A 13,818-nucleotide genomic window follows, 5' to 3' on the forward strand; every position below is an offset into this window, starting at 1 on the left:
GTTGACGAAGCATTAACGGCTCAGAGCGAGGCGGCTCAAAGCGAAGCGGCCTGGAGATGGCGATGGCCGCCGTGGGCGCCTACGATCAGCGCCGCCGCCTCGCGCTGCGAGAACGTCTTCGAGCGTACATAGACGCGGTAATCCGCCGGCCCCTCGGTGGAGAGATAGATCACCTGGCCGCCATCGACGGGCTGCGCCGCAATCGAGATCAGGCGGGTCGAAGGATTGGCCTGACAGGTCTCCGATTCCGAACCGAGGCCGTCGTCGACAACGGCGAAGTCTGCCGCATCCGCATCCTCGGTGATCTGAACCCGCACCGTGGCGCGCACGGGATCATCGGTGAAGGCGACATGCACGCCGGCGGTCCAGAACAGCGACGTTAGCTCGACCGAGGTTTCGCCCAAGGCGATGCAGGGATGCGAGACCGATCCGATCTCGCTGCGGGCAAACACCGCAGCCGCGAGCAGGGGAACGACCGAGGCCAGGATCTTGAAACGCAACATGACACGCTACTCGCCGGGCCCCGGGAAACTCGTGGCGGGAACTGATGGGCCTTATGGTTTGCAGAGCGTAAAGGAAACTCGTTACCGCCGGGTTGATGCGCGTTCACATCACGCCATCTGGCGCACATCCTCCGCGAGTGCGCGGTAGGACAGCGCCTCGGCGAGGTGCAGCCGGCCGATCTTGTCGGCGCCGTCGAGGTCGGCGAGCGTGCGCGCCACCCGCAGCACGCGGTGATAGCCGCGCGCCGACAGCCGCATGGTCTCGGCGGCGTCGCGCAGCAGTTTTTGGCCCTGCGCATCCGGCTTGGCGATCTCCTCCAGCACCGAGGCCGGCGCTTCGGCATTGGTGCGGACCTTCGGCAGCCCCGCATCCGCGTAGCGCGCGAGCTGGATGTCGCGCGCCGCCGCCACGCGCGCGGCGACCTCGGCCGAACCCTCCGCAGGCGGCGGCAGGATCAGATCGGCCGCGGTCACTGCGGGAACCTCGATGCGCAGGTCGATCCGGTCCATCAGCGGCCCCGAGATGCGGGCCTGGTAGTCGCCCGTGCAGCGATCGATGCGGCCGCGCTTGCAGGCATAGCCGGGCTCGAACGCATTGCCGCAGCGGCAGGGATTCATCGCCGCGATCAGCATGAAGCGCGCAGGGTAGGTGACGCGGTGATTGGCGCGGGACACCGAGACCTCGCCGTTCTCCAGCGGCTGCCGCAGCGAATCCAGCACGCGCGGATCGAATTCGGGCAGCTCGTCGAGGAACAGCACGCCCTGATGCGCGAGCGAGATCTCGCCGGGCCTTGCGCGCATGCCGCCACCGGTGAGCGCGGCCATGCTGGCGGAATGATGCGGCGAGCGGAACGGCCGCCGCGCCGTCAGCGCACCGCCCTCGATCTCGCCGGCGACGGAGGCGATCATCGAGACCTCCAGCAGTTCGCCGGGTGAGAGCGGTGGCAGGATCGAGGGCAGGCGCGCCGCGAGCATCGATTTGCCGGCGCCGGGGGCGCCGATCATGAGAATATGGTGGACAAATAATGTAAAATTTCGCATGGATTTCAGATGGATAGCTCACCAAAAAACGAGCCTGTTAAGGCATTTTCTTACATCAGAATGTCTACGGACGTTCAGCTACAAGGCGACAGCCTGCGCCGGCAGCTTGAGGCCTCACGAGCCTACGCAGAGCAGCATGGCTTGCAGCTGACGGAGCTGAAGGACCTCGGTGTCTCCGGCTTTCGAGGCGCGAATATTGCGTCAGGGGCACTCGGCACCTTTCTGGAGGTGATCCGAAAGGGAAAAGTCTCAAGAGGCTCCTATTTGCTGGTGGAATCAATTGATCGCTTGAGCCGGCAAGCACCAGCGAAAGCCCTCCAGCCCTTCTTGGAGGTGATCAATGCGGGCATCGTATTGGTCACATTGAACCCGCTTGAAGTCTTCACCGAGGAGAATCTCGATTTCTACCGCCTCCTGATGGCGCTCACGATCATGCAGCGCAGCCACGAAGAGTCGGACGTGAAAAGCCACCGCCTGAAAAGTGCGTGGGCGGCTAAGCGGACAAGCGCTGGCCAAAAAAAATTAACGGCTCGGTGCCCAAGCTGGCTGCGCCTTTCCTCGGACCGCTGCGGTTTCGAGATCATTGAGGAGGGGGCAGCGATCGTCCGTCGGATCTTTGACGAAGCAGCGAACGGGTACGGCACGTACACGATCGTACGCCGCCTTAACGCCGATGGCATCCCTACCTTTATGGGCAAAGGAGGCTGGCAAAACTCGACGGTCAATAAGATCCTCAGCAGCCCTGCGGCGACCGGTACGTTCCAGCCCAATCGCATGGAGAGCGGTAAGCGCATTCCTGACGGAGAGCCGATCCAGGACTATTTTCCTCGAATTATCCGACAGGACGTCTTCGAAACAGCTCAGCGCGGGCGGCTTGAACGTTGGCGTGAAGCGCAACCCGAACACAAGAAAGAGGCGGGGCCGCGAGGCGGACGACACGGCAAGCAGTATACGAATCTCTTCTCGAAGCTGGCTGTCTGCGACTACTGCGGTGAACCAATGCATTACCTGGACAAAGGTGCGCCGCCAAAAGGGCGAACGTATCTTGTGTGCTCGAAGGCGCTCCGTGGCAACGGTTGCGAGATGACAGGCCGTTGGCGTTATGACCAGTTCGAATCAACGTTCTTGTCATTCGTCGAGCAGCTTGATCTGGCATCGTTGGTTCAATCCAGCGACCATTCGAACAAACGAAGCGAGCTCGCTTTCCAGATCGAGGCTGCCGAAGGCAAGATCAAACTTCTTCAGGAAAACGTACGACGAGCCATAGAAACCAGCATGACCCTAGCGGAATTTAGGAGTGAGCTGCTGGCTGAAAGCATCAAGAAGGGCGAGCAGGAGCTGATAGAAGCAAAGAAGCTGCAGCAGCAACTGCGGCACGAGATTGCAATTCTCGACCAAACGGCACTGACGTACTACAACAGTCCAGACCAGGTTGCGGGGCTGATCGAGCGTGTGCGTGCCGCCCGAGGCGGGGACGTGTACAAACTCCGCGCTCAGATAGCATCGCGGCTGCAATCGTTGATCAGCGAGTTGCGCCTGACTGTGGACCCTGACACACAGCGGTTTGAGGTCGTCTTCCGAGACGGTCAAGGCATGACACTCTTTGTCGATCCGGAAGATCCCGCGAAGTTCGTCCAGAAGATCAGCGGTAAGGCGCCGGATTTCGACGTGCTTTCCGCTGATGGCAGCGTCGTCCAACTGCCGGCCGACGAACCAGATCCGCACGGGAAATAAAGATGCCCAAATAGGTCACTCAGAGATGTTAATTTCCCACTATGGACAAACCGCACTGTTGGGTCAGGCAACTATGTGTGTTCACCTGCTTATAGCCAAATCTAGGATTCGCTTTACTTCTCGTCGGACCGGGTCGAAATAGAATTTCTGTCCTAGCACAACAAATATTTGGCGAGACGGGTCAACAAGCTTAAAAATGTGCCCAATCAATTCGTCAGCCAACTCGTGAGTATCCACTCTAGCGTCAGGGAAGAAATAACCGGCATCATTCCACAACAAATATTCATCTAGACGCTCGTCGAAATGCTCAAGCGCGTTCCTCAACTCCCTCTCATATAAGGGAGAGCGATGATCAACCCCGAATGCGCGCCGTAACTGCTCGCCGCGACTCGAGGCCACTCCTTGCGCTCTCGTTGGCCAGAAAAACCGAGACAGCGAGGCCGCATGAGACAAAGCTTCATGGACAGAAGATACAATCTCATCGGCAGTCGCGCCCGATTCGAGGCCCTGGTCATATCTCATGAACGCCTTTTGTGAGCGCGAAGCCGAGTACAAAATAGAGCGCTCGTAAAACACGCAGTGCATAGGCAGAATGCCTTTCGCCTCCTTGACCGTCGCAATCCGCCGAGCTTTCTCGTCGGGCGATTCCCTTCCTGCCATCTTGTCCTAACCTCGCGCTCTAACTAAAGTGGCCTACGCAACCACAGATCGCAACCAGCATTCAATATGGGTCCAAGTGAACACGAGCACTAAAGGGACTACTTTGTCGGGCGAAATTGCATCTCTTGATCAAGAAAACGATCGGCGAAAGCGGCTTTGGATCGAGCTTGCGGCGAAGACGGATGCATCATCAGCGCCAGCGTCCGTGTTAAATGAGCTGAAGATATTCTACGGGGGCAGAGGTATATGGGTCGACAAGGCAACTACCCAAGGGGTGGCTGGCTGCGAGTATGGAATTACGGTAGGGCTGCTACACTCGGGGGCAGCCTATGCTGACGACTTGTTTGATGATGGGGCGATCTATCACTATCCGAAAACAAGAACACTTGGTCGCGATCGTGCAGAAATAGAGGCAACGAAGGCGGCCGGGCGTCATCGCGTGCCGCTGTTCTTCACGATCGTCCCACAGCGAGGACAAAACCGCGTTGTTAAGCTGGCCTGGGTAGAAAAATGGGATGATGAACTTGGACTTTTCTTTATCAGCTTCGGCGACCAGCCAGATCAGACTCAAGCAGATGACGAAATTGATGAAGACGATTTCGTTCTAACGGTCTCTCGTTCCGCCGAGGAGAGGCGGGTTAACCGACCCAAACGGGCGGCACGATTTAAGTATGATGTCCTTCAGTACTACGGCGAGTCACGGTGCTGCATGTGTGGAATCCGAGCAAGCCAACTATTGGATGCTGCGCATATCGTAGACGTTAGTGCCGGTGGCAGCGATGACAAGAGAAACGGCTTGATTCTTTGTGCCAGTCATCACCGTGCTTACGATGCTAAGCTCGTAGTAATTCATCCCGAAACGCATGTGCTCTTGGCCGCTAGCGAGCTAACACTTGAAGACCTAGGTATACTTTCCAGTTCACTGGCAGCTCTTCCGAGAAAACCACACGTCAAAGCTCTTAGTTGGCGTTGGGACCGTTGGCAGGCTCGGAATGAACTGGACAGGAGAGTGACCTATGATTCTCCAGCTATCACGGGCTGAACCTCGATCAGTATTCGAGCTTGTGGGTTCAAACGAAAACGCCGTGACGTTCGCACTGGGGTGGACGCTCGAGAAAAGCCCAGCTCTTCGGTCAGCTCTACTCCGGATTCTCGAAGTAGATGAAACTGACGGCTCAGTGGTCATCCATCTCCAACGTTTTGGACAGGACCGCGGCTTCTCAGACTTAGAGCTTTCCAGTTCCGGCAACTTCCATATCATTTTCGAGGCCAAAAGGGGGTGGGACGTTCCCAGTGTCGAGCAAATGACCCGGTATAGCACTCGTCTTTCAGTCTCCACCGGGAATAGAATGCTTGTATCGGTTTCCGCCGCATCAAAAGAGTACGCACGGCGACTCCCCCTCTCGATCAACGGGATTGCGCTGAAGCACATCTCTTGGACCATGCTGAGCGCCGCAACAGTAAGCGCACGATCGATTACTCGCAGCCCAATCGAGAAACTTTGGCTAACTGAGCTTTCGGCGCATTTGGAAGGCTACGTGATGGTGCAACAAGCCGATGATAATTTGGTGTACGTCGTATCGCTTTCGAGCCAGCCCATAAATCCATCGCGGTCATACACCTGGACCGATGTAGTGAATATCGACAATAGCTATTTTCATCCCGTGGGGCCCGGTGGAGGTTGGCCGTCAATCCCGCCGACGTACATGGGCTTTCGATACGGAGGTGAGCTGAAGTCAGTACATCATGTCGATGCATTCCAAGTTGCGAATAACCTGAAATCGTTGAATCCCAATTGGCCTGACATTGATAGCAGCCACTTTGTATATAAACTTGGTCCAGCAATGTGCCCACGAGTACCTGTTAGGTCCGGTAGAATCGTCCGCAACACCCGAGTTCGATGTGCTATTGATACACTGTTATCTGGAGCGCATCCCACGATTGATGCGGCTCGCGATGCCACAGACGCACGTCGTAATGCCACCGATTCCGCATGATACACGACGCGCTCGGAGTGGAGGGTGAAACGAGCTTAGCGATGGGTCGTTACAATTTCACGATTACTACTCCGACCGCTGGATAACGCCTTTCAACTCCGCGATTGTCTTTTTCCCAAGCGTACTGCTCCCGAGGGAAATATGCGAAGGCCACCCATGGCATTCCGAATCCCGAACAAGTTTCGTAGAAGGCCTCCGAAATCTCTTGGTCGTGTCTCTCATAGTGTTGATTGTATCGCAGCGTCTCACAAACGAATACAGCAGCGCATTGGTGGTCGGCATCCACTCCATGACGAGCATCCGCCACAGCTCTCGAAAGTGCCGATTTAGGTTGTTTCAAATCAAGCGCCGCCCGCAGTGAGCTACCATTCTGCACGTAGCATTGCTTAGCTTCGATCGAGATCGATGTTACTTTCCTGTCCGAGCGCACGCCGACATAAAGATCGGCTCGACCTCTCGCAAATTTTCCCTTCTCGATCCGATCCCTTTTGTCGCAAACGAATTCTTCAATAGCAACCCAACCTCGTTGACGCCATGCGGCTGCGGCTAGAAAGCCGATATTCGCCCTTTCGTTATAAAAGTATCCCAAGTCTTGAGCCGCGTCTTCGTGCAAAAAGCATCTTACGTAGTCTCGCTGGCATGCGATGAATTTCGACCCCAACTGGGAGAGAAGAATTCCGAAGCGGGTTTCGGGGCAATTAGTCGCTAGCGAGTAGTCGCGCCCCTCTTTATAATCGTAATCAGCCATTCGGAATGATCCTTAGATCCGAAGCAGTTTATTCTGTTTCAGAAAATAGACTCTCGTGTAACAAGGAACCTTGCAATCTCAGAAGCAAACGATTGGCTCGCGAAGAGAGGCGCCGCAAGATACAGTTTCATTGCACGAATTGTGATCTCGCCAGGTAACCGTCGGGGGCTTTCGGCGAACTCCGAGCGCTGGGTCTGCCCCTCAGTCGCCTGGACCAATAAAAGACCGGGTCAGATAGTTCTTGACCGTTTGCGGATAGAATTTCCTGCCTGTCGCTGTCGTGACCCCCGCATCATTCAGATGCCGGGCAATCTCGCTGTAAGAACGCCGCACAGCATCGGCATCCAACTTCGCCCTGAGCTGTGATGCAAATTCGTCAGCGGCCTTGCGGTTCTTCGCGGCCAAATTCCTTCCGTTTGATCCAAGAATCTTGCCTCGTCGTTTCGCTTCCGCCAAGGCGGCCTTCGTTCGTTCGGAGATCAGCCGGCGTTCCTCTTGGGCGAGCGCAGCGAAGATGTGCAGCTGGAAATCAGTGGCATTGGGCATTTCGGCGCAGACCAAGCCTATGCCCTGCTCAAGGATGCTGGCGATGAAGCTGACGCGGCGTGAGAATCGATCGAGGCGAGCGATGACAATCTTCGCGTTCTCGCGCTTGGCCAGCTGAATGGCCCGCTGCAATTCTGTGCGGGAATCGTCCTTCCCGGATTGGATATCGCAGAATTCGGCGATCAGCGTTCCGGTGCCAGCAACGAACTCGGATATCTTGCGGTGCTGAGCGGCCAAGCCAAGTCCTGACTTGCCCTGGCGTTCGGTCGAAACTCGGAAATAGGCAATGAATTTCGTCATGGTACCCCATCCAATCGATGAGATCGCCATCGACTAAAGCGCACAAAGCTGACAACAGCCAAGATCCCTTGCAGGCTTGGCCGTGGCGATCGCACCGCGCCGATCGTGCCTCCAAAGGGTTTGCCTCAGCGGGATTGGCGCCACGCAGACTGGCCTCGCTGCGGGAGGCTCCACTCATATGATGGACCCGAGAGCCAGCCCTATAGTAGGCTGTGTTCGGGTTGCGGATCGTGCGATGGAAAGTCTGACATTCCTAGGTTTGGCGGAGCGCATCTTAGAGGAGGAGCAGCGGCCTCTATCTCCGCACGAGATTTGGACCATAGCTGTAAGTAAAGGTTACGATCGGGAACTGCGATCGAGAACGGGCAAAACGCCGTTTGCTACGCTGTATTCGGCAATTATGACCGATGTTCAGGGCAAAAGATCCCGATTCGTAAGAGTCACAGAGGGTCCCGCGCGCTACTTCTTGAAGCGTTTGGTCGAAGTTGGGGGCACGGCGAAAAGCCCAGAGCCGTAGCGAGAATCTTTACATCTAACTTTAGGCAGGACCACACAGCTCTTCTCAAGTGGAGGTAGTGACAACTAGCGCTAGAATCAGCCATGTACCCGCCAACAAGGCTGGGCTAGGGGGCATTCCGTGGCGCTTAACGACGATGTTACGAGGATCAGAGAGAAACGATTAAGCAAGGGACGTTTAGCCGTTCCAAACCAGCTTCAGGGTGTATCAAAAAATCGCATACGTGAAGTGCTCGAGCGACTCGACCATGGGACAAATGCTGACCTGGTTGATGGCGTTTTTGCGTTGATGGATAACGAGACTCTCAGCTGGTTTGGCAAGGCACCACCGAATGCCAAATTTGCAGACGGAGCTTCCACGGCCCATCTTGCATGCCACATTGGCATTCTTCAGCGAGGCCAAAGCAAGCTTGACAGAGAGGGCCGGGACTATTGGATTAAGCCGCTGCGCGAGTTGGGCGGCATCGAACCTATTACCTTGTATGCCGGCGAATTCATTCCTGGCCATGTCATAGCGAAATCGCCGAACTCTGCCTATCGCCTGTCTGAAGACTTCAAAGCTGTGTTGCAAGCCCCTGACGATAAGTGGCGGGCCATGCTGGCATTCTGGTCAAGCCAAGATGCGGCACGTCAGCGGCGAGAATTCCAGGCTCAGATGGCCGAAGCATCGCGTCTGCTTGTGGACACCGGTCATTCCGATCTTATCCAAGCGGCAATTGAGTATTACGCGCCAAAATTCCTTCCAGGTTACAAGGTCATCTATGTTGATGATGGCGACGGAGATCGCGTGACGGATGCTGATCGACGGCGGCTTGCAGACGCCGGAGTTGAGCTCACGTTGGCCGATGCAATGCCAGACGTGCTGCTGTGGAATCCCACTTCCAACAGGCTTTGGGTCATCGAAGCCGTTACAAGCGATGGGGAAGTTGATCTTCACAAGGTGAACCAGCTTCAGCTGCTGGCGAAGCGAGCATCAAAGTCCGGTATCAATTTTACGACAGCTTACCGAACGTGGAAGGAAGCGGCTTCGCGCCAAGGCGCACACCAAAATATCGCAGTCGGAACGTTTATCTGGATACAAGGCGATCCCGCCAGGCAGCTGAAGGTGGAATCTTTCGGGCAAAGCTAAATGAGAGCGGCAACCATCCCGTCGATCGTTTCCTGGTCCGGCATGGCGTCTCCCATTTTCTTACCAAGTGCGAGCAATTGATCAGCATCGGGGTAATGGAGATTTCGAAGATCAGTCGCATTTACCTGCGTATGTCCGCTAAAAACCCGAAAGAACTGGTCCACAGCAGTCGAGTTTAAGAAGATGGCCAGACCCCTTGCTAACAGGGGGTCCAATCCATGTCCCTGCTTGTGGAAATAGTTCAAGTGATTCTCGAAGCCGACTACATCGGCATTGAGTCGACCGGGGTCATAAATGACTGCAACGATGCGCCGGCGTTCTTCTTTCGATGTAAACCGCTTCGTCAGTACATAGGTGCCTCGTGGAACAACCTGGTCGGCTGTATAGTCGTCTATCACGAGAGCGTTAGGTTTGCGGCTCTCGAGATTGGGCCAGGCAACAAATCCATCTTCGAAGTGGGCCGGATAGATTAGCGGTGCTGTTCCTGGCTCCGGCTCTTTTCTCAAGTGGTTCTTGGCCCTAAAATCAACAACTCGGCCCGTTGAGACAGTAAGCCCGAGATCCCTCAAAACGGCGCCAAGCGACATTATCTTTTGCGCCAGAGCGGAATGGGCGTCCATCGTGGGGAGCCGAATGAAACAGTGACGGTCATTTGGTCTGACCACCTCGGCAAATGGAACTCGCCGAATCCTGATCTCCTCCGCCGACGGACCCTCGCTGGACGAGATCTCCACCTCAGGAGGCTGCATACTTCCGTTAGTCAGTCGATAGATGATGTTCTCCTGAAGCACGTCATCATCTTCAAATGCCTTCCGTCGAGATTCATAAACGTGAACTCGTTCGATAGCAGCATTAGCTAGAACAAAACGACGAAACGGCTCGAAGTACGACCCGTTACAAAAGCTCCGCGGAGTGATGGCGACCATTTGACCCGCGGGCGCAAGTTGAACGAGTGCCACGGCAACGAAAGCTGCATAAAGATTGCTGGTTTCGATTGAGAGTTGTCGTAGTGCGTGACGCCATGCAGAGCTGGTGTTCAGCTTAGCGTAAGGAGGATTCAAGATCGCACAGTTGTAGCTCTCAGCCCTCGCATTTGTCGCGATGAGTGGTTCAGCCGAATGCAAGATGAAATCATCTTGAACTATGCGAGACGAGAATTCGATATCCTTCTGGCTGCATTCCGCTGCGCAAGCAGCAAGCGTAGCCTCAAGGTGTGGCACCAACTTGGGATCTATCTCGAACGCTGTTACGTCGATCGACTTGGGAGGATCAGCTCGCGAGCAAGCTTTATGGACGAATGCGGCAGTGAGTGAGCCAACGCCTGCACCTGCATCCAGCAACCGTACCTGCTTTGGTAAGTCAAGAAACAGCGCGGCCATAAAGGACGCAACCTTCGTAGGCGTCATAAACTGGCCGAGCTTGCGGCGCATGGCCGGATCGAGCGTCGCGCTAACGTGCGTTCTCGAATGATCGGCGAGTCTTACTGCTATCATTTTCCCAATTTTTCGCTTGGTTAGCGGATCACCCTTCAACATAAGGGTACGCGCGGTAAACGACGGACTGCGAGGAATCTATCTTACTCTGGAAAATTTTGCTTCAGCGACAAGATTTCGATCTTTGCACCGGCATTTGGCCGAGGCGAAGAGTTGCGATCTGAGACGAGAACGGCTCTGGCGCTGGCGAGCACCACCGATTGTCGAGACCCCTGCGTCATTCAGTAGTTATTCTCAAATAGGCGACGAACTTTGCTATTGGTCACCCGCTCAAGATTGTTAGAGCGACCTCCACCACATCAGCGGAATGAGCAAAGGATACCATTCGGTCCCTCTTGCGGGCGATCGACGATGGAATCAGCTCGACACGCTAAAACCTCTGGCAGCGCAAGCTATGTCGCCCACGCTGCCGTGGCCCGGTGAACAGCCGTGACTGGGGGCCACATTCTCCTAGACTACGGCCCTAGGCGCCATCTAAGGTTGTCGCGGGCCGGGAGGAGCGGAAATGAAGTTTGATGTGATGGGGCGTATCGGCAACATGCGATTGCCGGATGGCAAAACTGCTCTGCTATTTTCGATTTATGAAGCCGTCAGCAACGCCATCCAGGCGGTAGAGGAGCGATTCGGGAGAGCGGAATTCGCCAATCGCGGTGAGATCAACGTGCTGGTTGATCTGAATGCTGACAAGTCGCTCAAATACATCGCGATCTCGGATAATGGTATCGGCCTTACGCCGTCTCATCTACTAGCGTTCGAGACATGCGACACGAGACAAAAATACACGATTGGTGGCAAGGGAGTTGGCCGTCTAATTTGGGTAAAGGTCTTCAACGAGATACGAGTTAGGAGCGCGGTCGAAGTTGGTCTCGATCAGTATCAGCAGGTCGCGTTCAAGTTTGATCCCAACCAAGATGAATCACTGGTCGAGCTGACGAAAGCCAAAGGCGAAGCTAGCGATGTCGGCACTAAGATCATGCTGAGCGAAATCAAGCCTGATCAGAATGCTGGTGTCACTCGTTCCATCCTCGCTCGACACATCTGCCATCACTTCTTCCCATTCTTTATAGCTGGCAGCATGCCACGACTGAACGTCATGTTTGGCCGGCGTGAGCTGGATATCGGTGATTACTTAAGCTCCAAGGTCGACGTGTTTGCGAAGGAGAAAATAGATGTGCCATTCGGGAACATTGGAAGCATCGAGATTTCTCACGTGTACATCGAGAAATCGATATCCCAAGAGCTATCGAACGCCATCCTCTTGGCTGCACAGGGCCGAGTAGTGAGAAGCATAGAAATAGAGAAAAAGTTTGCCCTGCGAAGTCTCGAAAACGGCAAAGCCTACGTTTGTGTCGTACATGGGAAATTCTTAGACACTAAGGTTGATCAGGAGCGAACTGGCTTCAAGGCGCTCGAAAGTGAGATGGAAGCCATCATCGAGACAGCGATGGACTCAGTCGAACGCTTTCTGGATGCGCACATCGCCACCATCAGGAAGGAACAAAAGCGTCTAGTCATAGATATTCTCGAAGAGCACCCGCAACTTGCAATTTCAGTCACTAACATAGAAACGTATGTGTCAGGACTATCTCCGAGTATGTCGGAGGAGGACATAGGGAAAACCCTCTTCACACTCTTATATCGACATGAGCGAAAGTTAAAATCTCAAATCAAATCACTACAAAGTCGGGAGGCAGATGGCGAAGATGAGCCCTCTCGGCGAAAGCGAATTGACGAGCTAGTGCAGAAGGTGACTGACGACGCGAAGCGGCGCCTAGCGGAGTACACGATAAAGCGACATCAAATAATACAGCTAGCCCGATCGTTGCTCCGATACTCTGACGCCGAAAAGCGAAGTTATCATTGGGAGCAAGCTGTTCATGAACTTATATGCCCCATGGGGAAAATGTTGGATGCAAGAGATTACGATGAGCACAATCTCTGGCTAGTCGATGATTTGCTCTCTTACTATTCTTTCTTTGCGTCGGACAAAGCGCTCTCAGCCTTAGGAGTCGACGGAGAGCGTAAAGAACCGGACTTGATATTTTTCAATCCCTACGGGTTTCGTCGGGAGGGTACCAATGATCCCATCGTGATAATAGAATTCAAGCGCCCAGGAGACGAGAAACTTTCGAGTGATCCGGTAGACCAGGTGCTTGAGTATATCGAGAGGTTGCGCAGTCGCACTGTCAGGGACATAGAGGGAGCTATCGTCTCAGACATCAACGAACAGACGCCCTTTGAGTGCATAATTGTTTGCGATTTGAGTGTGGGCGCTAGACGCAAGTTCGAGCGCAGCGTCGCGCAGAATCCGACTCCCGATGGTCTTGGCTATTATGGCTTTTCGCCTAACCACAAGGCAAGCATCAGGGTGTTGAGCTATAGTAAGGTCTTTAGGGACGCGGAGCTGCGTAACCAAAGCTTCTTTTCAAAGCTCGGCCTCTTGCCAGAGGAGGTTCGTCAAGCGCTCAGCGCTGCTGCCCAAGCGGCGGAATAGCCCTAATCGGTGCAGGCTACGACGGATTAGGAGGGAATTGGGTGGAGACGCCCGTGCACAGGAGAGCGGTCTTAAATGGTAAGCCAGCGTTTATGTTTGACGGTCCCTTATCACAATAACAACAATATCTCTTGCCTGCGCGCAATCTCGGCACATCGTAGCAGGAGCAGCCATCGGCTCTCGATAGTGACCCGTGGACGCGCAGCTCTCGCCCAGTGCGATCGGCCCTGATCTGGCTGGGCATGGGTGACTGCCGAGGCGATATCGATTCAACGCGGTCAGACGATCCGAGAAAGCGGAGCTGGCTGAGATCATCGACGCACTTCCGACCGGCAGGTTTACGGTGCGTGAAATCGCGCACAGCGTATCTGAAAGCCCAGATATGCGAGAGGTTTTTGCGGGCTTCATCGGACGAAACGGCGTGTTTGCCACCAAGAGTTTCGGTCGCTATCTGGCGCGGCTTCGCGGCACGATTATAAGGGGGCGATCGATTGAATTAGCGACCAAAGACATTCACGGCGCTGTCTGGCAAGTCTGCGGCCAAGCCGGTCGAGAATGGTGATGTCGCCTTGCGTATCAGGCTGGCGCCCCTGCTAGTTCACTGAACTGCTGAGCGGACAAAAGGAAAGCCGCCCCGTTGGGCGGCTTTTGCTTACC

The 13,818-nt window shown here is 55.0% G+C and carries 12 protein-coding genes and 1 pseudogene; 7 read left to right on the top strand and 6 right to left on the bottom strand.

The window, feature by feature from the left end:
* Nucleotides 1-35 precede the first annotated feature (35 nt).
* Both ABIB00_RS26650 and ABIB00_RS26655 read right to left on the bottom strand, forming a co-directional pair.
* Nucleotides 36-503, bottom strand: a complete 468-nt coding sequence (locus tag ABIB00_RS26650) for a hypothetical protein (protein ID WP_354106409.1) — start codon at nucleotides 501-503, stop codon at nucleotides 36-38.
* 108 nt (nucleotides 504-611) lie between these two features.
* Nucleotides 612-1,520, bottom strand: a pseudogene (locus tag ABIB00_RS26655) (YifB family Mg chelatase-like AAA ATPase); the annotation flags it as partial.
* A gap of 33 nt (nucleotides 1,521-1,553) precedes the next feature.
* Here ABIB00_RS26655 and ABIB00_RS26660 point away from each other — a divergent pair.
* Complete coding sequence (locus tag ABIB00_RS26660) at nucleotides 1,554-3,278, top strand: recombinase family protein (RefSeq protein WP_354106410.1); 1,725 nt, start codon at nucleotides 1,554-1,556, stop codon at nucleotides 3,276-3,278.
* 81 nt (nucleotides 3,279-3,359) lie between these two features.
* Here the strand turns inward: ABIB00_RS26660 and ABIB00_RS26665 are convergent, their stop codons facing one another.
* Nucleotides 3,360-3,938 carry a hypothetical protein gene (locus ABIB00_RS26665; protein ID WP_354106411.1) on the bottom strand — a complete coding sequence of 193 codons (579 nt, stop codon included), beginning with the start codon at nucleotides 3,936-3,938 and terminating at the stop codon, nucleotides 3,360-3,362.
* A 76-nt stretch (nucleotides 3,939-4,014) separates the two neighbouring features.
* Between ABIB00_RS26665 and ABIB00_RS26670 the strand changes: the two genes are divergently transcribed.
* Entirely contained in the window at nucleotides 4,015-4,980 is a 966-nt protein-coding gene (locus ABIB00_RS26670; protein ID WP_354106412.1) for an HNH endonuclease, read from the top strand.
* Nucleotides 4,955-5,935: a hypothetical protein gene (locus tag ABIB00_RS26675; RefSeq protein WP_354106413.1), complete on the top strand. Its 981-nt coding sequence runs from the start codon at nucleotides 4,955-4,957 to the stop codon at nucleotides 5,933-5,935. The genes ABIB00_RS26670 and ABIB00_RS26675 overlap by 26 nt, the downstream gene beginning before the upstream one ends.
* 49 nt (nucleotides 5,936-5,984) lie before the next feature.
* Here ABIB00_RS26675 and ABIB00_RS26680 read toward each other — a convergent pair whose 3' ends face one another.
* On the bottom strand, nucleotides 5,985-6,683 hold the full coding sequence (locus ABIB00_RS26680; RefSeq protein WP_354106414.1) for a hypothetical protein: 699 nt from the start codon (nucleotides 6,681-6,683) through the stop codon (nucleotides 5,985-5,987).
* A 201-nt stretch (nucleotides 6,684-6,884) separates the two neighbouring features.
* Entirely contained in the window at nucleotides 6,885-7,529 is a 645-nt protein-coding gene (locus tag ABIB00_RS26685) for a recombinase family protein (protein WP_354106415.1), read from the bottom strand.
* Nucleotides 7,530-7,764: 235 nt separating this feature from the next.
* Here ABIB00_RS26685 and ABIB00_RS26690 point away from each other — a divergent pair, with 235 nt between their 5' ends.
* Together ABIB00_RS26690 and ABIB00_RS26695 are read left to right on the top strand one after the other, a co-directional pair.
* A complete protein-coding gene (locus ABIB00_RS26690; RefSeq protein ID WP_354106416.1) occupies nucleotides 7,765-8,046 on the top strand; it encodes a winged helix-turn-helix domain-containing protein in 282 nt (93 codons plus the stop codon).
* Between the two features lie 120 nt (nucleotides 8,047-8,166).
* Nucleotides 8,167-9,174: a BsuBI/PstI family type II restriction endonuclease gene (locus tag ABIB00_RS26695; protein ID WP_354106417.1), complete on the top strand. Its 1,008-nt coding sequence runs from the start codon at nucleotides 8,167-8,169 to the stop codon at nucleotides 9,172-9,174.
* On the opposite strand, the gene ABIB00_RS26700 is transcribed toward ABIB00_RS26695, so the two are convergent.
* Nucleotides 9,171-10,604 (bottom strand): Eco57I restriction-modification methylase domain-containing protein, encoded by a 1,434-nt coding sequence (locus tag ABIB00_RS26700; protein WP_354106418.1) that lies wholly within the window; start codon nucleotides 10,602-10,604, stop codon nucleotides 9,171-9,173. The genes ABIB00_RS26695 and ABIB00_RS26700 overlap by 4 nt on opposite strands.
* A gap of 568 nt (nucleotides 10,605-11,172) precedes the next feature.
* Here ABIB00_RS26700 and ABIB00_RS26705 point away from each other — a divergent pair.
* Together ABIB00_RS26705 and ABIB00_RS26710 are read left to right on the top strand one after the other, a co-directional pair.
* Nucleotides 11,173-13,161 (top strand): ATP-binding protein, encoded by a 1,989-nt coding sequence (locus ABIB00_RS26705; RefSeq protein WP_354106419.1) that lies wholly within the window; start codon nucleotides 11,173-11,175, stop codon nucleotides 13,159-13,161.
* A 343-nt stretch (nucleotides 13,162-13,504) separates the two neighbouring features.
* On the top strand, nucleotides 13,505-13,723 hold the full coding sequence (locus ABIB00_RS26710) for a hypothetical protein (protein WP_354106420.1): 219 nt from the start codon (nucleotides 13,505-13,507) through the stop codon (nucleotides 13,721-13,723).
* Nucleotides 13,724-13,818 lie beyond the last annotated feature (95 nt).

This window comes from Bradyrhizobium sp. LB14.3, assembly GCF_040547985.1.
In the GTDB taxonomy this organism is placed as follows: Bacteria; Pseudomonadota; Alphaproteobacteria; order Rhizobiales; family Xanthobacteraceae; genus Bradyrhizobium.

Excerpts from the sequence above, each read along its gene's own strand:
- ABIB00_RS26650 (WP_354106409.1), bottom strand. The coding sequence starts at position 503 with ATGTTGCGTTTCAAGATCCTGGCCTCGGTCGTTCCCCTGCTCGCGGCT.
- ABIB00_RS26660 (WP_354106410.1), top strand. The coding sequence starts at position 1,554 with ATGGATAGCTCACCAAAAAACGAGCCTGTTAAGGCATTTTCTTACATC.
- ABIB00_RS26665 (WP_354106411.1), bottom strand. The coding sequence starts at position 3,938 with ATGGCAGGAAGGGAATCGCCCGACGAGAAAGCTCGGCGGATTGCGACG.
- ABIB00_RS26675 (WP_354106413.1), top strand. The coding sequence starts at position 4,955 with ATGATTCTCCAGCTATCACGGGCTGAACCTCGATCAGTATTCGAGCTT.
- ABIB00_RS26680 (WP_354106414.1), bottom strand. The coding sequence starts at position 6,683 with ATGGCTGATTACGATTATAAAGAGGGGCGCGACTACTCGCTAGCGACT.
- ABIB00_RS26685 (WP_354106415.1), bottom strand. The coding sequence starts at position 7,529 with ATGACGAAATTCATTGCCTATTTCCGAGTTTCGACCGAACGCCAGGGC.
- ABIB00_RS26690 (WP_354106416.1), top strand. The coding sequence starts at position 7,765 with ATGGAAAGTCTGACATTCCTAGGTTTGGCGGAGCGCATCTTAGAGGAG.
- ABIB00_RS26700 (WP_354106418.1), bottom strand. The coding sequence starts at position 10,604 with ATGCGCCGCAAGCTCGGCCAGTTTATGACGCCTACGAAGGTTGCGTCC.
- ABIB00_RS26705 (WP_354106419.1), top strand. The coding sequence starts at position 11,173 with ATGAAGTTTGATGTGATGGGGCGTATCGGCAACATGCGATTGCCGGAT.